This window comes from Microbispora corallina (genome assembly GCF_016863035.1).
GTDB classification, from domain to species: domain Bacteria; phylum Actinomycetota; class Actinomycetes; order Streptosporangiales; family Streptosporangiaceae; genus Microbispora; species Microbispora corallina.
Genome location: NZ_BOOC01000002.1, coordinates 293,963 through 318,824, shown reverse-complemented (window position 1 = coordinate 318,824; position 24,862 = coordinate 293,963). Strand labels below are relative to the sequence as shown.

At 73.9% G+C, this 24,862-nt stretch carries 22 protein-coding genes; 9 read left to right on the top strand and 13 right to left on the bottom strand.

What is annotated here, in order from left to right; genetic code table 11:
- Positions 1-14: 14 nt before the first annotated feature.
- Positions 15-521 (bottom strand): hypothetical protein, encoded by a 507-nt coding sequence (locus Mco01_RS03645; RefSeq protein WP_204055446.1) that lies wholly within the window; start codon positions 519-521, stop codon positions 15-17.
- A 1-nt stretch (position 522) separates the two neighbouring features.
- Positions 523-840 (bottom strand): PadR family transcriptional regulator, encoded by a 318-nt coding sequence (locus tag Mco01_RS03640; RefSeq protein ID WP_036322443.1) that lies wholly within the window; start codon positions 838-840, stop codon positions 523-525.
- A gap of 122 nt (positions 841-962) precedes the next feature.
- Here Mco01_RS03640 and Mco01_RS39710 point away from each other — a divergent pair, with 122 nt between their 5' ends.
- Positions 963-1,340, top strand: coding sequence for a ClpX C4-type zinc finger protein (locus Mco01_RS39710; RefSeq protein WP_204055445.1), 378 nt, complete (start codon positions 963-965; stop codon positions 1,338-1,340).
- A gap of 304 nt (positions 1,341-1,644) precedes the next feature.
- Here Mco01_RS39710 and Mco01_RS03630 read toward each other — a convergent pair whose 3' ends face one another.
- From Mco01_RS03630 to Mco01_RS03610, 5 genes are all read right to left on the bottom strand, one after another.
- A complete protein-coding gene (locus Mco01_RS03630; RefSeq protein WP_204055444.1) occupies positions 1,645-2,352 on the bottom strand; it encodes a hypothetical protein in 708 nt (235 codons plus the stop codon).
- Between the two features lie 33 nt (positions 2,353-2,385).
- Positions 2,386-2,865 carry a GntR family transcriptional regulator gene (locus tag Mco01_RS03625; RefSeq protein WP_204055443.1) on the bottom strand — a complete coding sequence of 160 codons (480 nt, stop codon included), beginning with the start codon at positions 2,863-2,865 and terminating at the stop codon, positions 2,386-2,388.
- Between the two features lie 44 nt (positions 2,866-2,909).
- On the bottom strand, positions 2,910-3,392 hold the full coding sequence (locus Mco01_RS03620) for a GntR family transcriptional regulator (protein ID WP_204055442.1): 483 nt from the start codon (positions 3,390-3,392) through the stop codon (positions 2,910-2,912).
- Positions 3,393-3,516: 124 nt separating this feature from the next.
- Positions 3,517-4,170, bottom strand: coding sequence for a JAB domain-containing protein (locus Mco01_RS03615; RefSeq protein WP_036322436.1), 654 nt, complete (start codon positions 4,168-4,170; stop codon positions 3,517-3,519).
- 52 nt (positions 4,171-4,222) lie between these two features.
- Complete coding sequence (locus Mco01_RS03610; protein ID WP_204055441.1) at positions 4,223-4,960, bottom strand: GntR family transcriptional regulator; 738 nt, start codon at positions 4,958-4,960, stop codon at positions 4,223-4,225.
- Positions 4,961-5,154: 194 nt separating this feature from the next.
- Between Mco01_RS03610 and Mco01_RS03605 the strand changes: the two genes are divergently transcribed.
- The 4 genes from Mco01_RS03605 to Mco01_RS03590 all read left to right on the top strand — a co-directional run bounded on the left by Mco01_RS03605 (position 5,155) and on the right by Mco01_RS03590 (position 8,915).
- A complete protein-coding gene (locus Mco01_RS03605) occupies positions 5,155-5,397 on the top strand; it encodes a hypothetical protein (protein ID WP_204055440.1) in 243 nt (80 codons plus the stop codon).
- Positions 5,398-5,677: 280 nt separating this feature from the next.
- A complete protein-coding gene (gene dapA, locus Mco01_RS03600; protein WP_204055439.1) occupies positions 5,678-6,595 on the top strand; it encodes a 4-hydroxy-tetrahydrodipicolinate synthase in 918 nt (305 codons plus the stop codon).
- Between the two features lie 88 nt (positions 6,596-6,683).
- Positions 6,684-8,369, top strand: a complete 1,686-nt coding sequence (locus tag Mco01_RS03595; protein WP_204055438.1) for a ribonuclease J — start codon at positions 6,684-6,686, stop codon at positions 8,367-8,369.
- Positions 8,370-8,426: 57 nt separating this feature from the next.
- A complete protein-coding gene (locus Mco01_RS03590) occupies positions 8,427-8,915 on the top strand; it encodes a ribonuclease FAU-1 family protein (protein WP_204055549.1) in 489 nt (162 codons plus the stop codon).
- 54 nt (positions 8,916-8,969) lie between these two features.
- Here the strand turns inward: Mco01_RS03590 and Mco01_RS03585 are convergent, their stop codons facing one another.
- The 5 genes from Mco01_RS03585 to Mco01_RS03565 form a co-directional block, all read right to left on the bottom strand.
- Positions 8,970-10,511 carry a DHA2 family efflux MFS transporter permease subunit gene (locus tag Mco01_RS03585; RefSeq protein ID WP_204055437.1) on the bottom strand — a complete coding sequence of 514 codons (1,542 nt, stop codon included), beginning with the start codon at positions 10,509-10,511 and terminating at the stop codon, positions 8,970-8,972.
- Positions 10,512-10,579: 68 nt separating this feature from the next.
- Positions 10,580-13,798, bottom strand: coding sequence for an ATP-binding protein (locus tag Mco01_RS03580; protein ID WP_204055436.1), 3,219 nt, complete (start codon positions 13,796-13,798; stop codon positions 10,580-10,582).
- Between the two features lie 15 nt (positions 13,799-13,813).
- Positions 13,814-14,935 carry a hypothetical protein gene (locus Mco01_RS03575; protein ID WP_204055435.1) on the bottom strand — a complete coding sequence of 374 codons (1,122 nt, stop codon included), beginning with the start codon at positions 14,933-14,935 and terminating at the stop codon, positions 13,814-13,816.
- The gene (locus Mco01_RS03570) at positions 14,932-16,191 is read right to left on the bottom strand and encodes a glucarate dehydratase family protein (RefSeq protein ID WP_204055434.1); all 1,260 of its coding nucleotides are present in this window, start codon (positions 16,189-16,191) and stop codon (positions 14,932-14,934) included. The genes Mco01_RS03575 and Mco01_RS03570 overlap by 4 nt, the downstream gene beginning before the upstream one ends.
- A complete protein-coding gene (locus Mco01_RS03565; RefSeq protein ID WP_204055433.1) occupies positions 16,185-17,090 on the bottom strand; it encodes a 5-dehydro-4-deoxyglucarate dehydratase in 906 nt (301 codons plus the stop codon). The genes Mco01_RS03570 and Mco01_RS03565 overlap by 7 nt, the downstream gene beginning before the upstream one ends.
- Before the next feature lie 307 nt (positions 17,091-17,397).
- Here Mco01_RS03565 and Mco01_RS03560 point away from each other — a divergent pair, with 307 nt between their 5' ends.
- The 4 genes from Mco01_RS03560 (at position 17,398) to Mco01_RS03545 (ending at position 23,219) form a co-directional block, all read left to right on the top strand.
- A complete protein-coding gene (locus Mco01_RS03560; RefSeq protein WP_239103307.1) occupies positions 17,398-18,198 on the top strand; it encodes an NAD-dependent epimerase/dehydratase family protein in 801 nt (266 codons plus the stop codon).
- A 1-nt stretch (position 18,199) separates the two neighbouring features.
- Positions 18,200-19,633 carry an aldehyde dehydrogenase (NADP(+)) gene (locus tag Mco01_RS03555; RefSeq protein WP_204055432.1) on the top strand — a complete coding sequence of 478 codons (1,434 nt, stop codon included), beginning with the start codon at positions 18,200-18,202 and terminating at the stop codon, positions 19,631-19,633.
- Positions 19,634-19,806: 173 nt separating this feature from the next.
- A complete protein-coding gene (locus tag Mco01_RS03550) occupies positions 19,807-20,580 on the top strand; it encodes an IclR family transcriptional regulator (RefSeq protein ID WP_036322409.1) in 774 nt (257 codons plus the stop codon).
- 122 nt (positions 20,581-20,702) lie between these two features.
- Positions 20,703-23,219 carry a DNA translocase FtsK gene (locus Mco01_RS03545; protein ID WP_204055431.1) on the top strand — a complete coding sequence of 839 codons (2,517 nt, stop codon included), beginning with the start codon at positions 20,703-20,705 and terminating at the stop codon, positions 23,217-23,219.
- Positions 23,220-23,289: 70 nt separating this feature from the next.
- Here Mco01_RS03545 and Mco01_RS03540 read toward each other — a convergent pair whose 3' ends face one another.
- A complete protein-coding gene (locus Mco01_RS03540; RefSeq protein ID WP_204055430.1) occupies positions 23,290-24,810 on the bottom strand; it encodes a PucR family transcriptional regulator in 1,521 nt (506 codons plus the stop codon).
- Between the last annotated feature and the right edge of the window lie 52 nt (positions 24,811-24,862).

The following is a 24,862-nucleotide window of genomic DNA, read 5'->3' as shown; positions in this document are numbered from 1 at the left end:
GCCTCGGTGACGGTTCAGATGCCCCACGTGTGCAGGAGCAGCGTGGCGCTCACCGTGACGAGGACCAGGCTGCCGAAGACCAGTGAGGCGATCCAGGCCCGCCGGCCGCCACTCGACGGTCCACGCCGCGACAGGGCCGACCTGCGCAGGTCGAACAGGTCGCGCCAGTCTCCGAGTCCGTACGGCCGGCCGAACCTGCGGATGATCATCAGGAGGAACGGCAGCGCGACGCCGGCCAGCGCCGTGGCCGCGCCAGGGATCCAGTCCTCCCGCGTCAGCGCGAGGCGGATCCCGCCGATCACGAGGACGACCGCGAGCCCCAGCGCCGGGGCGGCGCCCGCCGTGAGGTTCATCGCGACGGCGGCCCTCAGGGCGCCGAGGGCGACGGACAGGCCGCTCATCCCCAGCTCGGCCGCGCCCACGGCGTCCGCGAGCCACTGCTCGCGGTAGCGCTCGCGCTGCCCGGGCCGGGGCAGGGCCGCGGCCGCCACCAGGATCGTCCCGCGGATGATGGGGTTCACGTCACGTCCCGGGCTGCGGCAGCGTACGGCGGACGGGGGCCCGGGCGGCGTCGCGCGCGCCGCACGCGCGCCGGGCGGCCGGAACGGCGTCGCCCGTGAGCTGGTAGAGCCGCCTGCGCGGCCCCCTGCGCTCGGAGTCGGCCTCCCACATGGAGACCACCCATCCGCTGCGCTCCAGGCGGTCGAGAATGGGGTAGACGGTCCCGGAGGCCCTGCCGGTCGCCTTGATGATCTCCAGCCCCCAGCGGGGCTCCTGGCTCTGCAGGAGCACGTCGAGGACGTCGACGGTGGCCGAGGTGATCCGCGAGAGCGGTTTCATGCCTCCACCGTACTACCTATGTAGATCTGGGCACACTACCTATGTAGAGGAGGCTTGTCAGGGAGCGCCTTACGCGGCACACTCTGTCAGGAAACGCCTGACGCGATACCTCCGGAGAACACATGCCCGCCCCCTCCACCGCCGAGCAGGACATCCGCTGCTCGTTCTGCTCGAAACCGAAGACCGAGGTCACCAAGATGATCGCCGGGCCCGGTGTCTTCATCTGCGACATGTGCGTGGCCCTGTGCAACGACATCATGAGCGAGGTCCTCTCCACGCAGCCTCCCCCGCCTCCCGAGATCCCCTGGGCGGAGAGCATGTCCGACGAGGAGATCCTCGAGTTCCTCCCCAAGGTCGCCGCGGTGAGCGCGCAGGTCGAGGCCAATCTGCGGGTCTGGGTCGAACGCCTCCGGGACCGGGGCGTCACCTGGGCCAGGATCGGCGCCGCCCTCGACATGACCCGCCAGTCCGCCTGGGAACGCTTCTCCGGCGAGGAGTGATCCCGCCGGCGCGCTGAGCCCGGGCCAGCGCCAGGATGCCGCCGCCGACGGCCCAGCAGACGAGGCCGGCGCACACGGCGTTCCACCAGCCGGTGCTCAGGGAGACATCCTCGGCGAGGACGACGGTGAGCGCGACGACGGCGACGGCCAGCAGGGCGAAGACCCGCAGCAGCACGCTCGCCTCGGCGCAGCGCCGAGCAGCCGGCCAGCCGATCCACCAGGCACCGGCGGCCGCGAGCGCCGCACCGGCCGGGACGGCGGCGAGGGCGAGGACAGGCACGATCGTCCCGCCGCCGGCCGGTCGTCAGCCGGGTGAGGACCGCGCACCGCCGGGGCGGTGTGCGGGCCGCGGTGCTGCGCCGATCGCGCCCAGCGCGGCGACCACTCCGACGCCGAGCAGGGTCCAGCGGAGGCGGCGGAGGAGGCGACGTCTCCTCGGCATCCGGGCCCGGGCCAGTAGGTCCTGCGTCCGCCGGTTCGCCGGAGCGAGGTCGAGGGCGCGTTCGAGGACGGCGACGGTCTCGGCGCGGCGGGTGGGGGCGGGAAGCGGCGCCGAAGTATGCAGGGCGGCGCCCAGGACCAGATGCGCCTCCGGCCGGTCCGGGGCGAGCGCGACGGCGCGCCGCGCCGCGGCGATCGCCAGGGGGGGACCACGGGGTGAGAAGGGTGGCGCACCAGGCCTGGACCCGCCACCCGCCCTCCTCCGCCCGTGCCGCGCGCAGGCCGTACAGCCGCGCGCGGGTCGTCTCACCCATGACCGCGAAGACTGGCTGGCGCGGAACAGGTCGACGGGGCGGAGCAGGGACTCGCCGCGCGAGATCCGCTCCCGTGCGCCGGCGTGCCGGCCCTCGCGCACGTCGACCAGCGCCCCGAGGAGGACGGGGACCGGGCCGGAGGGATCAGCGCGGGCCATCGGCCACAGCGAGGACCGGGCCTCGGCGTACCGTTTCCGCGCGCACGCGCGGGCGACCCCCGCGATGTCGGACGACGTGAGCCAGATGCGGGTCCACAAGATTCGGATTGTGTCAGCCGGCACCCGACCGGGTCAGCCGGTCGGCCACCTCTCCTCAGGTGACACGTAGCTTCCGCGCTGCGGGACGGTGAAGACCCAGCCCTGGGCGCGCAGGGACGCCACGGCCTGCCGGACGGTCACCTTGGCCACTCCGTACTGCTGCATGAGCGACTTCTCGCTGGGTATGGGCCGGTTCGGTTTGAGCTCCTGGCGCCGGATGCGCTCGGTGATCTCCAGGCTGATCCGCTCGTGGGCGGGGATCCTCCGGCGGGCCCGGCGGATCGGCCCTCTGCCGACGAAGGTGCCTTCGCCCGGAACCGTGCGTACGAGGCCGAGGTCCCGTAGTTCGCGGGCGACCCGCCGCGCCGTCGTGCGGGCGACGCCGTAGCCGGTCTCCAGTTCCGCCTCGCTCGGAACCGGGTCTCCGTCGGCCAGATCTCCCCGGCGGATCTGTTCCCCGATGGTCTCGGCGATCTGTTTGTAGAGCGGTACGGGCCCCTCGCGATCGAGCATGAGCCCACCGTAGACAAGGCGAGACGACTAGACGAGGCGAACCGTCAACTCGCGGGCCAGTTCTCCTCGGGGGAGACGAAGGTGCCGCGCTGGGGAACGGTGTAGACCCAGCCCTGCTCCCGGAGGAGGGCGATCGCCTTCCGGGCGGTTTCCCGGGCCACCTCGTACTGCTGGACGAGGGCCGTCTCGCTGGGAACGGCGCGGCGGGGGAGAAGCTCTCCACCCCGGATCCGGCCGGCGAGGTCCTCGGCGATCTTGCGGTACATCGGCGTCGTGCGCGGCTCTCTCGGGGCCGCGTCCGGGGAGCCGACGAACGTGCCCTCGCCCTGCACCGTGTAGATGAGCCCTTCCTCCCGCAGCATGTGGAAGGCGCGCCGGGCCGTCGTGCGGGCCACCCCGAACTCGCTCTGGATCGCGGCCTCGCTGGGAATCGGATGTCCCGGGAGAAGGTCGCCGCGCTGGATGCGCTCGCGGATGAACTCCGCGATCTGCACATACAGGTGAGTGTCACCGTCATGGTCGAGCACGATCGCACCATAGGCGACCGATAACGAGCATAGATGGGCGACTATGCCTGATTGGGCGTTATGTTTGCACTAGACGGAGCGATACAACTAGACGTATTATGCAGACGAGCATTCGGGAGAGAGGTCAGGGGATCCGGCGCCAGGCGGTGTCGGTGACGATCACGTGGTCGAGGAACCTCAGGCCGACGGTCTCCGCGGCCTCGTGGAGGAGGGCCGTGACCTCGAGGTCGGCGGCGCTGGGATCGAGCGAACCGCTCGGGTGGTTGTGGGCGAGGCCGAAGGCGGCACCGCCGGAGACGAGGACGGTGGTGACGATGTCGCGGACAGGTGCTGGAGTGTGGTCGCTCCCGCCCTCGCTGACGAGGGCGCGGCGGAGCACGGCGCCGCGGGCGTCGCAGACCACCACCACGAGCCGTTCCCTCGGGTGCCCGTGCAGGAGGGGCGCGGCCGCCGCGGCGATGTCGGCCGAGCACGTGATGCGGCTGCGCCCGGGCTCGGCCTGGGCGCGCCGGACGAGATGGAACGCCGCGGCGACCCGGGCGGCCTTGGCCGGGCCGACGCCCGGCACGGCGAGGAGCCGGTGGGCCTCCGCCCGGGAGAGCTCCCCGAGGTCGCCGCAGTGCGCGATGACCTTGGAGGCGAGCTCCACGGCGCTGACGCCCCTGCTGCCCGAGCCGAGCAGCAGGGCGAGCAGCTCGCGGTCGGCCAGCGCCGCGGCGCCGGACGCCAGGAGCCGCTCGCGCGGCTGGTCGGCCTCGGGCAGATCCTTCACGCGCATCGGCACCTCCGGATGGGACAACCGGATCGGTTGTACCAGCGGGCACCGACAGTCAGAGGGAGACGGGAATGCCGTAGACCAGGCGGAACCTGTCGCCAGGGATCACCGCGTCGGTCGTCTCGACGGCGCGGTCGCCGGCCCAGTAGGTGCGCTCCACGTGGAGCACCTGCACGCCGGCGGGCAGCTCCAGCAGGTCGCTCTCGGTCGGCTGCGGCACGCGGACGTGGACCGTCTCGCCGATCTCGGTGATCGGCGTGCCGCCGGCCGCGAGCCGGAAGGCGGCGCTCCTGCGCTCGCCCGAGCCCTCCTCCGGCGCCTGGCTCTGGCCGAACTCGACCGGCTCGTACGACGTGAGGAGCTGCAGCGGGCGGCCGTCGCCGCGGAGGACAGAGCGGACCCGGATCACCGGGCTCCACTCGCTGACCCGCAGGCGCTGCGCGATCTCGGGCGGCGCGTCGGCGAGCTCGCTGCGCCATGTGCACGTGGGGTGCCGTCCCCCGGACTGCACGTCCGCGGCGAACGCCGCGAGCGGCTCGGTGGTGCGGGTGCGGTGCAGCGGGAGCAGGGTCGGCCTCTCCCGCACGCGGTGCCCGGACCCCACCCGCCCGATGATCAGACCCTCCTGGGCGAGCACGCGCAGGGCGTGACGGGCGGCCGTCTCACCGACGCTGTACTTCCTGGTGATCTGATGCCGCGACGGGATGGGCGCCCCTGGAGGGAGCGTCCCGTCGACGATCTGGCGGCGAAGGTCCTCGACTACACGCAGGTAGACCGGATCAGAGTTGGCCATCAATCCATCCCGGGGGGGTGACGAGGGTTTCCCAATCTTGGCGTATCCGGAGGGCAACCGAGAGTAACGGCCGCTACCTGTGACTCCAACTTTGCGCGGTGAAAGGTCGGCAAATGGACCAATCTGACGTTACGCGGTCACCTGCTGAAATTCCGCTCCCGCCCCCCTATCACGGGCTCCATCTCGCGCCCGTGATGCGTGGCTTCGAGCCGATCGTCTGGCTGTCCCCGACCCGGCGCAGCGACGTGGTCCGCGTGCGGCGGCACACCTGCGAGTGCGTCCCGATCATCTATGAGCTGTGTCACTCCGGTGGGCTGCTGTTCATCCGCAGGACGGTGCGGAACGCCGAGGGCCCGAGCATCCATGAGAGCGAGCGACTCATCACGGTGCGCATGGAGGCGCTCTGGGAGAGGTTGATCACAGGTCAGGCCCGATGAGCGGCGCGCTTCGGGCTATCCGCAAAATTCTTCCCATCGGCGTGTAACACGGGCGTAAGACGCGGCGATTCTCGGATAGAGGTCGCTGATGTGTGTACCCCCGAGCACATATCGGCGGCCTCTTTCGCTGTCCGGGGCAGGGCGGTGATCGCCGGAGACCCCTCTCCGGCACCCGCGCGATCATCCCAATCCCGGCAGTCGTCGCGACGCGGGCATAACCACCGGCCATAACGGGGTGGCGAGGTCCACCGGCCGCGTGGATCCGGGTAGCGTTCCGTCTATGGCATCGCCAACCGGAACCTCAGACGCCCCCTTCGGCCGGATGCTGACCGCCATGGTCACGCCGTTCACCTCTGACGGCGCCGTCGACTACGAGGGCGTCCAGCGGCTGGCCGTATATCTGGTCGACGAGCAGCGCAACGACGGGCTCGTGGTCAGCGGCACGACGGGGGAGTCCCCGACCACCAGTGACGACGAGAAGGACCGCATCCTCAGGGCGGTCGTGGAGGCCGTGGGCGACCGAGCCGTCGTCGTCGCCGGCGCGGGCACCAACGACACCCATCACAGCGTCGAGCTCGCCAGGGCCGCCGAGCGGGCGGGCGCGCACGGTCTCCTGGTGGTCACCCCGTACTACAACAAGCCGCCGCAGGAGGGCCTGTTCCGGCACTTCACCGCGGTCGCCGACGCGACCGCGCTGCCGGTGATGCTGTACGACATCCCCGGGCGCTCCGGCGTCCCGATCGCGACCGACACGCTGCTGAGGCTCGCGGAGCACCCCCGCGTCGTCGCGGTGAAGGACGCGAAGGGCGACCTGTTCGCCGGCTCCCACGTCATGACGGCCTCGAAGCTCGTCTTCTACTCCGGCGACGACCTGCTGAACCTGCCCTGGCTCTCGGTCGGCGCGGCCGGCTTCGTCAGCGTGGTGGGCCACGTGGCCGGCGCCGAGCTGGCCTCCATGGGCGAGATGTACCGTTCCGGCGACGTGGCGGGCGCCCTGGCCGTCCACCGTCAGCTGATCCCGGTCGTGACGGCGATCATGACCCGCACCCAGGGCGCGATCATGACGAAGGCGGCGCTGAGGCTGGCCGGCCAGGACGCGGGACACGTCCGGCCGCCGCTCGTGGACGCCACCGGCGAGCAGATCGCCGCATTGCGTGAGGACCTCATCGCAGGAGGTCTCAAACTTGCCGACAGTTAGCACACAGATGGAGACGAATGAGCCAGACAAACGGTAAGCGACGCGACGACACGGCACGCCGCCTCAGGCCGACGGGCGAGGAGGGGGCATGAGTCATCCGCACCCCGAGTTGGGACCGCCCCCGCCACTGGCGGAGAACGGCCTGCGCATCGTGGCCCTGGGCGGCCTGGGGGAGATCGGCCGCAACATGGCGGTCTTCGAGTACGACGGCCGCCTGCTCGTCGTCGACTGCGGCGTGCTGTTCCCCGAGCCCGACCAGCCCGGCGTCGATCTCATCCTGCCCGACTTCGACTACATCCGGGGCCGGCTGGACGACATCGAGGCGGTCGTGCTCACGCACGCGCACGAGGACCACATCGGCGCCGTGCCGTACCTGCTGCGCGAGCGGCGCGACATCCCGCTGGTGGGCTCGCGGCTCACGCTCGGGCTGATCGAGAGCAAGCTGTCGGAGCACCGGATCCAGCCGGTCAAGGTCGAGGTGATCGAGGGGGAGCGGCGCGCGTTCGGGCCGTTCGACTGCGAGTTCGTCTCGGTCAACCACTCGATCCCGGACGCGCTGGCGGTGGCGATCCGCACGCCCGCCGGAATCGTGCTGCACACCGGCGACTTCAAGATGGACCAGCTTCCGCTGGACGGGCGGCTGACCGACCTCGGGGCGTTCGCGCGGCTGGGGTCCGAGGGCGTCGACCTGCTCATGTCGGACTCGACCAACGCCGAGGTGCCGGGATTCGTCACGAGCGAGCGCGAGATCGCGCCGGTCATCGACGACGTCTTCCGCACGGCCGACAAGCGGATCATCGTCGCCAGCTTCGCCTCGCACATCCACCGCGTGCAGCAGATCATGGACGCGGCGGAGAAGCACGGCCGCAAGGTCGCGCTGATCGGCCGCTCGATGGTGCGCAACATGGGAGTGGCGCGCGACCTCGGCTACCTGAAGGTGCCGGCGGGCCTGCTGGTCGACTCCCGGGAGATCGAGGAGTGGCCGCCGGAGGACGTGGTGCTGATCTGCACCGGCTCCCAGGGCGAGCCGATGGCGGCGCTGTCGCGCATGGCCAACCGCGACCACCCGATCCGCATCGCGGCCGGGGACACGGTGCTGCTGGCCTCGTCGCTGGTCCCGGGCAACGAGACGGCGGTCAACAAGGTCATCAACGGCCTCAACCGGTGGGGCGCCCGCGTCGTCCACAAGGGCAACGCCCGGGTGCACGTGTCCGGTCACGCCGCCGCGGGCGAGCTGCTGTACGTCCTCAACCTCACGAAGCCGTCCAACTTCATGCCGGTGCACGGGGAGTGGCGGCACCTGCGGGCGCACGCCCGCCTGGCCGGGCTGACCGGCGTCCCGGACGAGAACATCGTGATCGCCGACGACGGCGTGGTCGTCGACCTGGTCGACGGCCGGGCACGGATCGCCGGCGCCGTCCCGTGCGGCTACGTGTTCGTGGACGGCACCTCGGTCGGCGACATCACCGACGTGGCCCTCAAGGACCGGCGGATCCTGGGCGACGAGGGGTTCATCTCGGTCGTCGTGGTCGTCGACTCCACGACCGGCAAGCTCACGGGCGGGCCGGAGATCACGGCGCGCGGATCGGGCATCGACCCCGAGGCGTTCGACGCCGTGATCCCGCAGATCGAGGCCGCCCTGCAGGAGGTCGCCGCGGCGGGCGTCGCCGACGACCTGCAACTGCGCCGGACCATCCGCCGTACGGTGGGCCGCTGGGTCAGCGACACCTACCGCCGCCGCCCGATGATCATCCCGGTGGTCGTCGAGGTCTAGCGGATATCCGGTTGTGCTCGGAGACGGGCGTGACATAGCGTCCCGCCCGTGTCCGAGATGAGGGTCGTGTACCGCAAGTACGGCGGATCGCTGCACTGGAACCACCCCGGCCGGCTGCTCGGCGAGGACGAGCACGGCGTCTGGATCGGCTGCCCCGCCGGGATGCTCGCGCGGCGGGGGCACGAGCCGCCCACGGTCTTCGAGTTCGCGTCGGTCATGCTCTTCCCCCGGGACGCGTGGTGGACGGCGGCCTTCAACGCGCGGCCGCACGATCCGGAGATCTACTGCGACGTCAGCACGGTGCCGCAGTGGACGGACGACGAGGTCACCATGGTCGACCTGGACCTCGACGTGCTGCGCTTCCTTGACGGCCGGGTCCACCTGGACGACGAGGACGAGTTCGCCGATCACCAGGTCAAGTACGGGTACCCGGAGGACATCGTCAGCCAGGCGGAGCGGTCGGCCGCCTGGCTGATGGAGGCGGTGGGCGCCGCGGCCGGTCCGTTCGGCGGCGCCCACACGCGCTGGCTCTCGCTCGTCATGTGACGGTCATCGGACGGCCGCGCCCACGCGCGCCGGCTGTCGCTCGTCACGTGACGGTCATCGGACGGCGGCCGGGGCGTCGGCGGGCTCCTCGCGCTCGGGGATGACCGCCGGCACGCCGCGCAGCGCGACCAGCGTGCCCGCCGCGAGGCAGACCAGGACGGCCGCCCCGGTGAGCACGGTGACGTGGAGGGCGTGCACGAACGCCTCTCGAGCGGCCGTGGCGACGGCCCCCGCGGCGTCGCCGGTCAGCGTGGAGGCGCCCTTGAGCGCGCCGGCCAGCGTGTCGCGGGCGGCGTCCCGCACCGGGACCGGCGTCCCCGGAGGGAGGCGCAGGCCGTCGCGGTAGGCGCCGTTCAGGACCGTGCCGAGGACCGCGATGCCGAGCGCGCCGCCCATCTCATGGGCCGTCTCCGAGATCGCCCCCGCCGCGCCGGCCCGCTCCTTCGGCACGGACGCGAGGAGCGTGTCGTTGGTGACGGCGAACGTGAACCCCATGCCCACGCCCTGCACGATCATGGCGACCAGCATGTACGGGTACGCGGTGTCCAGGCCGATGCGGCTGAACAGGACGAACCCGACGGCTGTGAGGGCCAGGCCCAGGGAGACCACGCGGGCGCGCCCCCACCGCTGCACGAGCGTCCCGGCCAGCGCCCCGCCCGCGCCGCCGGCGAGGCCGCCCGGCATCCCGGCCAGGCCCGCGACGAGCGGCGTCCAGCCGAGCACGAGCTGGAAGTACTGGGCGAACACCACGGACATGGCCAGCATGGCGAACACCGCGATCAGTTCGGCGCCGACCGACGCGGAGAAGGCCCGCCGCCGGAACAGCCGCACGTCGATGAGCGGCTCGGCCAGCCGCGTCTGCCGCCGGACGAACGCCAGCAGGGCGGCGATCCCGACGAGGCCGGACACGACGACCGGCGTCTGGGCGAGTCCGCCCTGGGCCCCCTCCTTCAGCGCGTAGATGAGCCCGAGCACGCCGGCGGCCGACAACGGCACGCTGACCAGGTCGAGGCGGCCGGGACGGGGGTTGCGCGACTCGGGCAGCACGACGAGCCCGGCGACGAGGACGACCGCCACCACGGGCAGGTTGACGAGGAAGACCGAGCCCCACCAGAAGCGGTCGAGCAGTGCGCCACCCACGATCGGCCCGAGCGCGAACCCCACCGCCGAGACGCTGCTCCAGATCCCGACCGCGGTGGTCCGCTCCCTGGGGTCGGTGAAGACGTTGCGGACCAGCGACAGCGTCGAGGGCATGATGGTGGCGCCCGCGACGCCGAGCAGCGCCCGTGCCGCGATGAGGAGCTCCGGGGTGGGGGCGTAGGCCGTCAGCGCGGAGGCCGCGCCGAACGCGGCGGTCCCGGCCAGCAGCAGCCGCTTGCGCCCGATCCGGTCGCCCAGGTTGCCCATGGTGACCAGCAGCGCGGCCAGGGCGAAGCCGTAGATGTCGGCGATCCACAGGAACTGGGTGCCGGACGGCGCGAGGTCCTCGACCAGCTTCGGGAGGGCGAGGTGCAGCACGGTGAGGTCGACGGACAGCAGGAGCACGGACACGCAGGCGATGGCCAGGGTGCTCCATTTGCGGGAGGTGTCGTTCATGCGGCACAGCCTCGGCGGCCCCGCTGACGGCCCGCCCACCGTCCGCTGACGTACGCCCGCCCGGCCGGTCAGCCGTCGAAGGCGGACAGGTGGCCCTCGATGAGGGCGAGCGCCGGCGGCCCGGCGTCCGCGGCGGCGGCGCCCGTCATGCGCGCGCCGGTCGCGGTCAGCGCCCGCCCGTACGCCCGCTCGTAGGCGGCCTCGCCGATCCGCTCCAGGCACTGGGAGGCGACACGGCGGATGTCGGGGTCGTCCGGGCGCGGGGAGCCGCGCAGCGCGGCGCCCACACCGAGCAGCCCCGCCGCCCGGCCGGGGTCGCCCTCCAGCAGCGCGACCCCGGCGAACCCCTCGGCCACCCGGGCGGCCATGGCGAGGTTGCGCTCGCCGAGGCCGGTGGTGAGCGCGCGCCGGTGCCACGCCAGCGCCTCGCCGGCGTCGCCGGACATCTGGGCGGCCCAGCCGAGCGCGAGGTAGACCCGTGACCGGGTCTCCTCGGCGGCGAACCACTCGGCCGTGCACTCGGCGAGCGCGCTCTCGTACAGCCGCCGCGCCTCGGCTGTCTCCCCGCGCAGCCGGGCCAGCTCGCCGAGCCCGAGCAGGGCCTCGGCGAGCATCTCGGAGGCGCCGATCCGCCGGGCGAGGGCGGCGGCGCGCTCGTAGTCGGCGCGAGCCTCCGCCACCGCGCCCATCCGCGTGCGGGCGGCGCCGCGGCGGCACAGCGTCTCGGCCACGTCGCTGGTCGCCCCGAGCACCTCGACCAGGTCGAGCGCCTCGTCGGTCAGGGCCACGACCAGGGCGTGGTCGTCGCGCCAGTCGGCGATGTCCGCCAGGGCGGACAGCATCATCGCGGTCAGCCAGCGGTCGCCGACCGCCCGGGCCTCCCGCACGGCCGCGTTGACGGTGTCCTCGGCCTCCACCAGGCGGCCGTCGAACAGCTTGAGGTAGCTCAGGCCGAAGGCGCTGAGCGCCCGGGTCCAGGGGTCGGCCGTCATCAGCGCGTACCTGTGCTCCAGCTCCCGCAGCGCCTCCCGCTCCGGTGGGCCCGCCACCATGGCCCGCAGTACCAGCAGGAACGGCTGGCGCGGCATCCCCGGATCGGCGTCCAGCCGCTCGACCGCCTCCGCCAGCCACGCCCCCACCGCCGTCCCCCTGGATCCCCAGGCGGCCACGCAGGCGCACAGGCCGTGCTCCTCTTCCAGCCCGGCGGGCGGCCGCGGCCCGGCGACCGCGAGCAGGGCCTCGGCGAGCCCGGCGGCCTCCGAGCGCAGGCCGCGCAGCATCCAGTAGCCGAGCGTGGCCGCCATCAGCCGCAGCCCGCCCTCGACGTCGCCGTCCTCGGCCGCGCGGCGCACCGCCGCGTGCAGGTTGTCGTGCTCGGCGTTCAGCCGCCGCAGCCACTCGACCTGCTCCGGCCCGCGCAGCCGGGGGTCGGCGGCCCGTCCGAGGTCGAGGACGTAGGCCCGGTGGGCGTGCCGGAACCGCTTCTCCTCGCCCGCCTCGGCCAGCCGTCCGGCGCAGAAGGCCCGGATCGTCTCCAGCATCCGGTAGCGGCCGTCCACCGCCTCGACGAGGGACTTGTCGACCAGCGAGGCGAGCACGCCGTCGGTGTCCGGGAGCCCGCACACCGCCTCCGCGGCCTCCAGCGTCGCCCCGCCCGCGAAGACGGTGAGCCGCCGCGCCAGCGTCCGCTCGGTCTCGTCGAGCAGGTCCCAGCTCCACTCCACGACCGCGCGCAGCGTGCGGTGCCGCGGCTGGGCCGTGCGGCTGCCCCGCGACAGCACCGAGAAGGGGCCGGCCAGCGAGCCGAGGCGGGAGGCGATCTCCCCGACGGGCAGCGAGCGCATCCGGGCGGCGGCCAGCTCGATCGCGAGCGGCAGCCCGTCGAGGGCCCTGCAGACGCTCACCACGTCGCGGACCACGGCGTCGTCTCCGTCCCCGGCGTCCAGCAGGAAGTCCGGCCGTACGGCGCGGGCCCGGTCGGCGAACAGTTGTACGGCGGGGGAGGCGAGCGCCGCCTCCACGGGCGCGCCGGCGGGCGGGAGATCCAGGGGCGGCACCGGGTGCAGCCGCTCCCCGGTGATGCCGAGCGCCTCGCGGCTGGTCGCCAGCACCCGCAGCGACGGGCAGGCCCCGAGCAGCCGGTCGGCCAGCCGCGCGACGTCCTCGACGACGTGTTCACAGTTGTCGAGCACCAGCAGGGCGGGCCGGGCGGACAGGGCCGCGACCAGCCTGGCGGCCGGGTCGGCGGGGACGGCCGGCCGTCCCGGTCCCGGCCCGGCGGGCAGGCCGCCCTCGCGCAGGCCGAGCGCGCCGAGGACGGCGTGCGGGACGTCGGCGCCGTCGCCCAGCGCCGCCAGCTCCACGAAGAAGACGTCGCCGGGGCGGCGGGCGGCGGCCTCGGCGGCCAGCCTGGTCTTCCCCGTGCCGCCCGGGCCGGTCAGCGTCACCAGCCGCGACCCGGCGAGCAGGGACGCGATCCGGTCGAGGTCGGCGTCGCGGCCCACGAGGGGCGTGAGCTGCGCCGGCAGGCAGACGCGGGCGGGGGAGGGGGACAGGGCCGGGTCGCCGCGCAGCACGGCGAGGTGGACGGCCGCCAGCTCGGGTGAGGGGTCGGCGCCCAGCTCGTCGGCGAGCATGCGGCGTCCGTCCTCGAAGACGGCCAGCGCCTCCGCCTGGTGCCCCGCGGCGTACAGCGCGCGCATGAGCTGACCCCGGGACCGCTCGCGCAACGGGTGGGCGGCGACCCGCTCGCGCAGCTCCGCGAGGAGGTCGGCGTGGCGGCCGAGCGCGAGCCCCGCCTCGGCGAGGTCCTCGGCGGCCGCGAGCCGCAGATCCTCCAGCCGGGCCGCCTGCGCGGCGGCGAACGGCGCGTCCGTCACGTCGGCGAGCGCGGGCCCGCGCCACAGGCCGAGCGCGTCCCGGAGGAGGGCGGCGGCGGTGGCCTGGTCTCCCGCCGCCAGCGCCCGCCGTCCCTCGGCGGCGAGCCGCTCGAACCTGGACGCGTCGACGTCGTCGGGCTCCACGGCCAGCCGGTAGCCCGCGGGCTCCCGCACCACGAGGTCGCCGAGGTGCCGGCGCAGCCGCGAGACCTGGGCCTGGAGCGCGTTGACGCCCCCGGTGGGCGGCTCGTCGCCGTACAGGCCGTCGATCAGCCGCTCGACCGCGACCGTCCGGCCGGCTCCGAGGGCCAGCAGGGCGAGCAGCGCCCGCAGCCCCGGGCCGCCGGCCGCGACCGGGCGGACGCCGTCGGGACGCGCCTCAGTGGGGCCGAGGATGCCGACACGCATGCCCCCGATTGTCCCTCACCGGAGGACGGCCGCGCGGATGGCGTCCAGCCGGGCGGCCGACGCGAGGCCGCCGTGGTACCAGTGGATCTCCGCCGCCCCCGCCGCCCGGTAGGCGTCGGCGAGCCACGACAGCGCCGCCCCGTCCGCCGGGCGCGGCGGCAGGGCGAGGACGTACGCCCCGACGCGCGGGCCGAGCGCGGCGAGCGCCCGCAGGCCGGCCTCGTCCACCTCCGGGGCGTTCCAGCAGTTGCCGACGAGCAGGTCGGCGTCCACCCCGGCGGGGACGGTGGCGAACGGGCCGGTGGCCCAGGGGTCGGCGCTCGCGTGCAGGGCGACCGGCATGCCGGGCCGCGACGAGCGGGCCTGGGCCAGCAGCAGGTCGCGCAGCTCGCCCGCGAGGCCGGTCCGCAGGTCGCGCACGGCGTCCGCGACCTCCCCGAGCGCGTCCTCCACCGAGGCGGGGGAGCCGTCGACGCCCGCCCGCACCCGCGCCCGCAGGTCCGCCGCGTCGAGATCCGCTGACTCGTACCGGCGCGCGCAGGCCGCGCAGAAGCACAGCGACAGCAGCGCGACCTGCGCGGCAGACCAGTCGGCGCCGTCGGTCTTCTCGTGGTGGCCGCCGTGCCGGAAGCCGAGCGCTCCGCAGGCCTCCAGGATCAGCCCGTCCGGCTCGCCCAGCTCGACGATCTCCCGCACCAGCGTCCGGCAGTAGTCGCGCACCTCCTCGTGGGCCGGGCACAGCGCGTACGGGTAGGGCTCGCCGAAGGCGTTCGTGACGACGAGGTCCGGGCAGGCCGAGCCGAGCAGGGTGTTGTGGGTGAGCACGGTCCACGCGTGAACCGGCAGGCCGGCGGCGCGCAGGGCGTCCCCGGCCTCGCCGAACGGATCGCCGGACGCCATCCAGGAGGGCGTGGCCGGCACGAGCCGGGCGCCCTTCCACGCCTCCTCCCGCACCGGGACGTAGCACGCGGAGTGCTGTGCGTCCACGAGCCGGTGGGCCGGATGCGCGGGGGTCGCGGCCCGCGTCGTGTGGTACGACGCGGCCAGCGCCACGGCGTCCACGCCGAGCGACCGCAGCCGGGCGGTGGCCCCCGGGTCCCCGACGAGGTCCCAGGGGTAGGCGTAGACGACGTTCACCAGCGTGGCCTCCGGGTGGAGAACGACGGCTCGAAGGCCCGCATGTACGTCGCGTCGTCGCGCGCCCGGATGCCGCACTTCTCGTACTGCTCGTTCATGACGGCCAGGGCGTCCCGGTCGAGCTCCACGCCGAGGCCAGGGCCGTCCGGCACGGGGACCGCGCCGTCGACGAACCGCAGCGCGCCGGGCGCGACCACGTCCTGCCCGGCCTGCCACGGCGTGTGGGTGTCGCAGGCGTGCGTGATGGCGGGCGTGGCGGCGGCGAGGTGGGTCATCGCCGCCAGGCTGATCCCGAGATGCGAGTTCGAGTGCATCGACAGCTCGATGCCGAACGTGGCGCAGAGCGTCGCGATGTGCGAGGAGCGCAGCAGCCCGCCCCAGTAGTGGTGGTCGATCAGCAGCACGCCGATGGCGCGGCGCTCGATCGCCGGGGCCAGGTGCCCGGGGGTGACCACGCACATGTTGGTGGCCAGCGGCATCGGCGCCTCGGCCGCGACCCGGGCCATGCCGTCGATGCCCTCGGTGGGGTCCTCCAGGTACTCGAGGACGCCGTCGAGGGCCCGGCCCACCTCGATCGAGGTCTCCACGCTCCAGACCGCGTTGGGGTCGAGGCGCAGCGGGTGGCCGGGGAACGCGTCCCGCAGCGCCCGGATGCCGTCGGCCTCCTCCATCGGCGGCAGGACCCCGCCCTTCAGCTTGATGGAGCGGAAGCCGTACCGGTCGACGAACAGGCGGGCCTGCTCGACCAGCCCCTCGGGGTCGAGCGCAGCGCCGAACGCGTCCTCGGCCTCGCCGGGGTGGCCGGCCCACTTGTAGAAGAGGTACGCGCTGTAGGGGACGGCGTCCCTGACCCTGCCGCCGAGGAGGTCGACGACGGGACGGCCGGCGGCCTTGCCCTTGATGTCGAGGCAGGCCACCTCGAACGGCGAGAACACCCGGTCGACCGTCTTCTCCCGCGTGGCGGCGCCGATGAGCCCGTGCCGGTCGGTCACGACCGCGTCCCCGACCGACCTCGCCACCGCGGCGTACAGGTCGTTGTGGCGGTAGACGTCGAGGCCCACGAGGGCGGTGGCGGCCCTTCTCACCTCGTCCAGGTGGTCGAGGTCGCCGTAGGTCTCGCCGAGGCCGGTCAGGCCCTCGTCGGTGACGACCTCGACGACGGTGCGCAGAGCCCAGGGCTGGTGGACGCCGGCGGCGTTGAGCAGCGGCGGGTCCCGGAACGCGACCGGGGTGACGGTGATCTCGCGAATCAGCATCCGACGATCTCCAGCCCCCGGTCCATGATCTGCCGCAGCCGCTCGACGTGCTCGGGCGCGGCGTCCAGCAGGGGCGGCCGCACCACTCCGGCGTCGAGGCCGCGCAGGGTCACGCCGGCCTTGATGAGGGCCACGGCGTACCCGGGCACGAGGTCGCGCAGTTCGACGAGCGGCCGGTAGAACCCGGCGAGCAGCCGCCGGGCCAGGTCGTCGTCGCCCGCCGTGACGGCCTTGTGGAAGGCGAGGGCCACCTCGGGCACGAAGCAGAAGACGGCCGAGGAGTACAGCTGGACGCCGATCCCCCGGTAGGCCTGCACGGTCATCTCGGCCGTGGGCAGCCCGTTGAAGAACGTGAACTCCCGGTCGGTCGACTCCCGTACGGCGAGGATGATCCGCTGGAGGAGGTCGAGGTCGCCGAGACCGTCCTTGAACCCCATGACGTTCGGCAGCGCGGCCAGGGCGGCGGCGGCCTCGGGGGTGAACCGGGCGTTGCCGCGCTGGTAGACGATCGAGGAGAGCCCGGTCGCGCCGGCCACCTCGGTGAAGTAGCGCACCAGGCCGGTCGGCGGGGCGGTCACCAGGTACGGCGGGAGCAGCAGCAGGCCGTCCGCGCCCGCCCGCTCGGCGGTCTCGGCGCACGCGCGGGCGAACGGCAGCGCGCCGCCCGCCCCCGAGAAGACGGGAACCCGGCCGGCGGTCGCCTCGACCGAGATCCGCACCACCCGCTCGTACTCGTCGAGCCCGAGCGCGTTGAACTCACCCGTGCCGCAGGCCGCGAACACCCCGCCGGCCCCCGCGCTCACGCCGCGCTCGACGTGGACGCGCAGGGCGTCCTCGTCGAGCGTGCCGTCCGCCCTGAACGGGGTCACCGGAAAGAACAGAACACCTTCGAGACGCATGTATCCACTCAATCTTGTTTAGCCCGTCGCCGCACCGGCGGCCCGGGCCGGTCACGAGGGCGCAGGGAGAACACGGAGTCGGGGGCGGTGGGCGGCGTCCTGTCAGGATTCAAGTATGTGAACAAGAGTCAGCATTGTGAACAGCCTGCCGCAACTGTAAGAATCGGTCCGAACGGTGTCAAGGTCTGCGCGACGGGCGGAGGCGGCGGGTGACTGGGGCGCCGGCGGGAACGCGGACGTGACCACGGACGGGTAGCGGGAAGACGGACGGAACACGGCCCCCGGGCCGATGTCTGACGGGAGACACATGCGAATTCTCATGACCGGCGCCGCGGGCGGCGTGGGCACCCTGCTGCGGCCGCGGCTCGCCCGCGAAGGGCGGGTCCTGCGCCTGCTCGACGTCGCGCCCGTCGAGCCGGGCCCCGGCGAGGAGGCGGTCACCGCCGACATCACCGACCAGGACGCGATGGCCAAGGCCATGGACGGCGTCGACGCGGTGGTGCACCTCGGCGGGCACAGCGTCGAGCGCCCCTGGGCCGAGATCCTCGACGTCAACATCAACGGCACGTACGTCGTCCTGGAGTCGGCCCGCAGGGCCGGGGTGCCGCATGTGGTGCTGGCGAGCAGCAACCACGCGGTGGGCTTCCACCCCCGGACGGACGAGGCGGGCGACTACCTGTTCCCCCGCCCGGACACCTTCTACGGCGTCAGCAAGGTCACCAAGGAGGCCCTCGGCTCGCTGTACCACGACCGGTACGGCATGGCCGTGACGTGCCTGCGGATCGGCTCGTGCTTCGAGCGCCCGAGGGACCCCCGGATGCTGGCCACCTGGCTGTCCCCCGACGACTGCGCCCGGCTCGTCGAGGCCGCCGTGGCGGCGGACGGCTACCACGTGGTCTGGGGCGTGTCGGCCAACACCCGGCGGTGGTGGTCGCTGGAGGAGGGCCGGGCCATCGGCTACGAGCCCCGGGACGACGCCGAGGTCTTCGCGCGGGACCTGATCGCCCGGCACGGCGAGCCCGACCTGTCCGCGCCGCCCCACACGCTGGTCGGCGGCTCGTTCTGCGGTCCCGAGCTCGACGTCGACAACCTCACCCGGGAGCGCTGAGATGACCGGCCACGCGGACGTGAACGAGGCCGTCGAGCGGGCCGCGGCCGCCGGGGCGCGCTGGCGGGCCACGCCCGCCGAGGAGCGGGCGCGGGTGCTCGAGGGCGTGGGCGACGCGCTGCTCAAGCACGCCGAGGAGCTGTGGCCGGCGGCGCACGCCGAGACCCACCTCGGCGAGGTGCGGCTGCGCGGCGAGATCGCCCGCACCGCGGCGCAGTTCCGGCTGTTCGCCGAGGTGCTCAGGGACGGCGCCCACCTCGACGCCGTCATCGACCACCCCGACCCCCACGCCACGCCTCCACGGCCGGACGTGCGCCGGGTGAACCAGCCCCTCGGCGTCGTGGGCGTCTTCTCGGCGAGCAACTTCCCGTTCGCCTTCTCCGTCGCCGGCGGCGACACGGTGTCGGCGCTCGCCGTCGGGTGCCCGGTCGTGGTGAAGGCCCACGAGGGCCACCCGGAGACCTCCGACCTGACCGCCGCCGTCGTACGGCAGGCGCTGCCGGACCCCGACCTGCTCGGGCTGGTGCACGGCTTCGAGGCGGGCGGCGCGCTGGTCCGGCACCCGCTCGTGACCGCGGTGGGCTTCACCGGGTCGATCGCGGGCGGCCGGGCCGTCCAGCGGATGATCGACGAGCGCCCGGTGCCCATCCCCTTCTACGGCGAGCTGGGCAGCGTGAACCCCGTGGTGGTGCTGCCGTCGGCCGACCCGGCCGCGGTCGCCTCCGGGTTCGCCGCCTCGCTGACGCTGGGCGTCGGCCAGTTCTGCACCAACCCCGGCCTGGTGTTCGTGCCGGAGGAGGGCGGGTTCGACCGGGCCATCGGCGCGGCCGTGGCCGCGACCGCCGGCGGCCGGATGCTCACGGCCAAGATCCGTGAGGGCTACCTTCGTGGCGTCGGACGGCTGGACGACCGCACGGGCGAGGGCGGCCTGGCCGTCCTGGCGAGCGGCACGGCGGGCGAGGAGGAGGACGCGGTGACGCCGCGGGTGTTCTCCACCGGGCTCGACGCGTTCGCCGGCGGCCTGCCCGAGCTGGGGGAGGAGTGCTTCGGCCCGGCCGCCGTCGTCGTCCGCTACCGGGACGCGGCCGGCCTGCCCGCCGTGCTCGACCGGCTGCCCGGGTCGCTGACCGCGACCGTGCACGCGTCGGACGCGGAGGAGGCCCGCGACCTGGTGCCCTCCCTGCGGCGCCTGGCCGGGCGCCTCATCTGGAACGGCTGGCCGACCGGCGTCGCCGTCTGCTGGGCCATGCACCACGGCGGCCCGTGGCCCGCCACCACCACGCCGGCCCACACCTCGGTGGGCGCCGTGTCCATCAGGCGCTGGCTCACCCCGGTCGCCTACCAGGACTGGCCGGCCGAGCTGCTCCCGCCCGAGCTGCGCGACGACAACCCCCTCGGCGTCCCCCGCCGCGTCGACGGCCGGCTCGTGCTCTGACGGCCGGGACCGTACGGCGGGCCGGCCGGGCCCGCCGTACGGCCACGGAGGGGTCAGGAGACCTTGCGGTCGATCGTGTGATCTCGATCCCGATCACATCGCCGCCCGGAGCGTCGCCGGCTGGGAAACCGGCCCACAATAGGAGGCGGACATGGGGGTCAGGGAGGTGCCACATGGCGGAACCCGTGCCGCACGTGAAGTCGGCGCTGCGTACGGTCGAACTGCTCGACTTCTTCGCGCAGTATCCGGGCCTGCACAGCCTCACCGACCTGCAGGGCAAGCTCGGCTACCCGAAGAGCAGCCTGCACGCGCTGCTGCGCACGCTGGTCGACCTCGGCTGGATCGAGACCGACGTGACGGGAACGCTCTACCGCATCGGCATGCGGGCCCTGCTCGTCGGCGCCACCTACATCGACGGCGACCCCGTTGTCCAGCTCGCCCGCGACGCCCTCGACTGGCTGGCCGAGGCCACGGGCGAGACCGTCCACCTGGCCAGGCTCGACCACTTCGACGTGGTCTACCTGGCCACCCGGGCCTCCCGCCACTACCTGCGGCCGTTCTCCCGCGTCGGGCGCCGTCTGCCCGCCAGCACCACCTCGCTCGGCAAGGCGATCCTCGCCTCCCGCGACGAGGCGGAGGTGCGCGGCATGCTCCCCGCCGACCTGCCGTCCCTGACCCGGCACACGATCGTCGACCCCGACCAGCTCCTCGCCGACCTGCGCCGGGTGCGCAAGCGCGGCTACGCCGTCGACCGCGAGGAGAACACCGAGGGCCTGCGCTGCTTCGGCGTGGCCCTGCACATCACCGACCCGCCGCGCGACGCGATCAGCTGCTCGGTGCCGATCCCTCGCCTCACGGCCGAGCGGGAGAAGGACATCGCGGCCTGCCTGCTTGAGGCCCGCGAGCGCATCGAACGGTCGGCCCTGCGGCAGCGCCGCGCCTACTGACGTCCCCCGGCGGACCCTGCCCTGGCGACGCCGAGCCGGGCCGGCCCTCCTCCACCGGTCGCGTCCTCGGCGTACGGCGTTTCTCCCGGACATCTCGGTTCCTCCGGGGTAACTTCGGCATCATGGCCACCCGTACGTCCGGACAGGGGTCCGGCAAGCGCCCCACGCCCCGCGCCGGGTCCCGTACGGCTTCCGCGAAGCGACCCGCCGCGGGCTCCCGCGGCAGGCCCGCGCCGCGATCGGCCGCCCGGCGGCCCGTCGCCACCGGACAGGACCCGATCAGCTGGGTCTTCCTCATGATCGGCAAGCTCGTCATCGGGCTGTGGCTGCTGCTCGCCCACGGCATCGGCGGGGCCGCCCGCGCGCTCGGGCAGGGGGCGCGGGACCTCGACCCGGCCCACCGCCGCGACGGGGCCGGGCTGGCCGTGCTGGCGGGGGCCGTCGTGGTGGCGGCCATCACCTGGCGGGAGACGAAGACCGGCCTCGCCCAGATCGTCGACGCCGTCGTGCGCGGCTCGGTGGGGTCGCTCACGTGGGCCGTCCCCGTGCTGCTCGCGCTGCTCGCCTGGCGGCTGCTGCGCCACCCCGAGCAGAACGCCGAGACCGGCCGGATGAGCATCGGGTGGACCGCGCTGCTGGCCGGCCTCCTCGGGGTCGTCCACGTGGCCCACGGCACGCCCTACCCGTCGGGCGGGCCGAACGACGGCATGGACAAGGTGTCGGCGGCCGGCGGCATGATCGGCTTCATCGTGTCGGCCCCGCCGTCGAGCATCCTGCCGTCGTTCATCACGATCCCGCTGCTCCTGCTGCTGTCCGGGTTCGGCCTGCTCGTGATCACCGCCACCCCGGTGCACCGCATCCCGGAGCGGCTGGCCGAGATCCAGCACATGCTCTTCCAGCGGCCGGAGGAGGAGTCGCCGGGCAGGCCCGCCGCGCCGCGGAAGCGGCAGAAGAAGCAGGCGGACGGCGGGCGCGAGGTCGGCGACAACGTCAAGCCGTACGACACCCCGGTGCTGTCGGAGAAGGACCACTCGCCGGAGATCGTCCCCGGCCTGGTGGACGACGACGAGGCCGAGCCGCCCGCGCCGGAGGCGCAGAAGACGCCGCCGCAGCCCCCGCTGCCGACCCCCGCGCCGCGCAAGGTGGAGCAGCTTGTGCTGTCCGCCCAGGAGGGCCCCTACACGGTGCCCGACCTGACGCTGCTGCGCCCCGGCAGCCAGCCCAAGCCGCAGACCAAGGCCAACACGGTCGTGGTGAACGCGCTGACCAGCGTGCTGGAGCAGTTCGGCATCGACGCCCAGGTGATCGGCTTCACCCGGGGCCCGACCGTGACGCGGTACGAGATCGAGCTGGGCCCGGCCGTCAAGGTCGAGAAGGTCACCGCGCTCACCAAGAACATCGCGTACGCCGTGAAGTCGGCCGACGTGCGGATCCTGTCGCCGATCCCCGGCAAGTCGGCGATCGGCGTCGAGATCCCCAACACGGACAAGGACCTGGTGTCGCTCGGCGACGTGCTGCGGTCCCAGGTCGCCCAGGCCGACCACCACCCGATGATCGTGGGCCTCGGCAAGGACGTCGAGGGCCGCACGATCGTGGCCAACCTGGCCAAGATGCCGCACATCCTGATCGCGGGCGCCACCGGCGCGGGCAAGTCGACCTGCATCAACGGCTTGATCTCCTCGATCCTCATGCGGGCCACGCCCGACGAGGTGCGCATGGTGCTGGTCGACCCCAAGCGGGTCGAGCTCACCACGTACGAGGGCATCCCCCACCTGATCACGCCGATCATCACCAACCCGAAGAAGGCCGCGGAGGCCCTCGAATGGGTCGTGGGGGAGATGGACCGCCGGTACGACGACCTGGCGGCCAGCGGCTTCCGGCACGTCGACGACTTCAATAAGGCCGTGCGGGCGGGCAAGCTCGTGCCCCCGCCCGGGAGTGAGCGGGTCTACCAGCCGTACCCGTACCTGCTGGTGATCGTCGACGAGCTGGCCGACCTGATGATGGTCGCCCCCCGGGACGTCGAGGACTCGATCGTCCGCATCACCCAGCTCGCCCGCGCCGCCGGCATCCACCTCGTCATCGCCACCCAGCGGCCGTCGGTCGACGTGGTCACCGGCCTCATCAAGGCCAACGTGCCGTCACGGCTGGCGTTCGCGACCTCCTCGCTCGCCGACTCGCGGGTCATCCTCGACCAGCCGGGCGCGGAGAAGCTGGTCGGGCAGGGCGACTCGCTGTTCCTGCCGATGGGCGCCAGCAAGCCGATGCGCCTGCAGAACGCGTTCATCTCCGAGAAGGAGATCGCCGACGTCGTCGCCCACTGCAAGGCGCAGATGCAGGCCGAGTACCGCGACGACGTGGCCGCGCCGGCCGCGGCGAAGCGGGAGATCGACGAGGAGATCGGCGACGACCTCGACCTGCTGGTGCAGGCGGCCGAGCTGATCGTGTCGACCCAGTTCGGCTCGACCTCGATGCTCCAGCGCAAGCTCCGGGTGGGCTTCGCGAAGGCCGGGCGGCTGATGGACCTGCTCGAGAGCCGCAACGTGGTCGGCCCGAGCGAGGGCTCCAAGGCCCGTGAGGTGCTGGTGAAGCCCGACGAACTGCCTGGCCTGCTCGCCGACCTGCGCGGCGGCGAGTAGCGCCGCCCGCGACCGAGGCGGCCCACCGTCAAGGCTGGTGCCGGCGCGGTCCGGGCGGATGTCGGCGCGGTCAGGGGGTCGCGTCGCGGCGGGCGGTCGTCCGGTGGGCGGCGGTGGCCAGCAGCAGCGCGGCGTGCGCGTCGGGGTCGGTCACCGGGTAGCCCAGCAGCGCCTCGATGCGCTGCAGCCGCTGGTAGAACGTCTGCCGCCCGAGGTGCAGCACGGCCGAGGCCCGCGTCGCGCTGCACCCGTGCAGCAGGAACACCTCCAGCGTGCCCACGAGGTCGGTGCGGTGGGCGGCGTCCCAGTCCAGCAGCGGGCCGAGCGTGCGGCGGGCCACCTCCGCGGCGTGCCGCGCGTCGCCATGCCGGGTGAGCTCCAGCTCCAGCGCGAGCGCGCGGGCCGTGACGAGGCTCCTGCCGCGCCGCAGCCCGAGGGCGGCCCGGGCGTCGCGCAGCGAGCCGCCCAGCTCGCCGAGGTCCGCGGTGGGGTGGCCCACGGCGACCCGGAGCTCCGGCGCGCCCAGCCGCTTCAGCCCCTCCTCCAGCGCCTGCGCGGCCGCCCCGACCGCGTCCGCGACGGCCCTCGGCACGGCCAGCGCGCCCAGCACGAGCCGGGCGACCCGGCCGCGCAGGGCCGTCGTGTGCAGGATGTGCGCCGCCCGGTCGATCACGGCCACGGCCGCGGCCGTCTCCACCGCGTCCACCGCGACCCCCACCAGCATGTGGCCGGGGCCGGGGTGGAAGCCCGCGATGACGGCCCGTACGGCGGGGTCGGCCTCGGCCGTGCCCTCGATCAGGTCGCGCAGCAGCGCGGAGGCCTGGCGGTCGCGCTCGCTCGGCGGGCTGCCGGTGCGGAGCATGGCCAGCGCGAGCGCCACGGCCGTGCGCTCCAGCGCGATGGCGAGCTCGTCGGCCCGCAGCGCGGACCCGGGTCCGGCGACGAGCCGTCCCCACGGCTGCCCGTGCAGGGTGACCGGGGACGCGCAGACGGCGTGCTCGGCCGCCCGCCAGGCGTCCCGGTCGCCGGCCACCCCGTGCGCCGCGACCAGCGCGCCGCCGGCCGACAGCAGCACGAGCGGCGCGCCGATCACCTCCATGCCCGTCGCCAGCACGCCCGCCACGCCGGCTCCGGCGATCAGCGCCTCGTTCAGGGCCCGGGTGGCCGAGTCGCCGAGCCGCAGCTGCCTGCCGGCGTAGTCGACGATCAGCGTGTTGACGTGCTCGGTGATCCGGATGAACGGCACCACCGCGTGCAGGGCGACGAACGGCAGGTCCTGGCGGCGGGCCTCCTCGACCAGCTCGCGCGGCGTCTCGGGGAACGTGCGGCCGAGCTCCAGGGCCACCCCCGCGACGCCGCGGGCGGCGATCTCCCGCAGGTAGTGGCGGCGGGCCCCCGCGTCGGTGCCGGCCAGCCCGAGGCCGGTCGTGAGGAGGAGCTCCCCGCCCGTGAGCAGCGGGCCGATCTCGTAGATCTCGCTGGAGTGGACCCAGCGCACCACCCGGTCCAGCGCCCCCTCGCCGGCGAGCACCTCCGGCCGGGCCTCCCGCAGCACGTCGAAGGAGAGCAGCTCGCGCAGCGTCAGAGGCATGGGTCCACCCCTATACGGATCGTCCGTTCAGGGTGGCCATAGTACGGACGAT

Bases quoted from the DNA above. Each gene is read 5' to 3' on its own strand.
- dapA (WP_204055439.1), top strand. From the start codon at position 5,678: ATGGCATCGCCAACCGGAACCTCAGACGCCCCCTTCGGCCGGATGCTG.
- Mco01_RS03625 (WP_204055443.1), bottom strand. From the start codon at position 2,865: ATGCTCGATCGCGAGGGGCCCGTACCGCTCTACAAACAGATCGCCGAG.
- Mco01_RS03565 (WP_204055433.1), bottom strand. From the start codon at position 17,090: ATGCGTCTCGAAGGTGTTCTGTTCTTTCCGGTGACCCCGTTCAGGGCG.
- Mco01_RS03560 (WP_239103307.1), top strand. From the start codon at position 17,398: ATGCGAATTCTCATGACCGGCGCCGCGGGCGGCGTGGGCACCCTGCTG.
- Mco01_RS03540 (WP_204055430.1), bottom strand. From the start codon at position 24,810: ATGCCTCTGACGCTGCGCGAGCTGCTCTCCTTCGACGTGCTGCGGGAG.
- Mco01_RS03610 (WP_204055441.1), bottom strand. From the start codon at position 4,960: ATGGCCAACTCTGATCCGGTCTACCTGCGTGTAGTCGAGGACCTTCGC.
- Mco01_RS03640 (WP_036322443.1), bottom strand. From the start codon at position 840: ATGAAACCGCTCTCGCGGATCACCTCGGCCACCGTCGACGTCCTCGAC.
- Mco01_RS03545 (WP_204055431.1), top strand. From the start codon at position 20,703: ATGGCCACCCGTACGTCCGGACAGGGGTCCGGCAAGCGCCCCACGCCC.
- Mco01_RS03570 (WP_204055434.1), bottom strand. From the start codon at position 16,191: ATGCTGATTCGCGAGATCACCGTCACCCCGGTCGCGTTCCGGGACCCG.
- Mco01_RS03595 (WP_204055438.1), top strand. From the start codon at position 6,684: ATGAGTCATCCGCACCCCGAGTTGGGACCGCCCCCGCCACTGGCGGAG.
- Mco01_RS03590 (WP_204055549.1), top strand. From the start codon at position 8,427: ATGAGGGTCGTGTACCGCAAGTACGGCGGATCGCTGCACTGGAACCAC.
- Mco01_RS03550 (WP_036322409.1), top strand. From the start codon at position 19,807: ATGGCGGAACCCGTGCCGCACGTGAAGTCGGCGCTGCGTACGGTCGAA.
- Mco01_RS03615 (WP_036322436.1), bottom strand. From the start codon at position 4,170: ATGCGCGTGAAGGATCTGCCCGAGGCCGACCAGCCGCGCGAGCGGCTC.
- Mco01_RS39710 (WP_204055445.1), top strand. From the start codon at position 963: ATGCCCGCCCCCTCCACCGCCGAGCAGGACATCCGCTGCTCGTTCTGC.
- Mco01_RS03580 (WP_204055436.1), bottom strand. From the start codon at position 13,798: ATGCGTGTCGGCATCCTCGGCCCCACTGAGGCGCGTCCCGACGGCGTC.
- Mco01_RS03585 (WP_204055437.1), bottom strand. From the start codon at position 10,511: ATGAACGACACCTCCCGCAAATGGAGCACCCTGGCCATCGCCTGCGTG.
- Mco01_RS03555 (WP_204055432.1), top strand. From the start codon at position 18,200: ATGACCGGCCACGCGGACGTGAACGAGGCCGTCGAGCGGGCCGCGGCC.
- Mco01_RS03605 (WP_204055440.1), top strand. From the start codon at position 5,155: ATGCGTGGCTTCGAGCCGATCGTCTGGCTGTCCCCGACCCGGCGCAGC.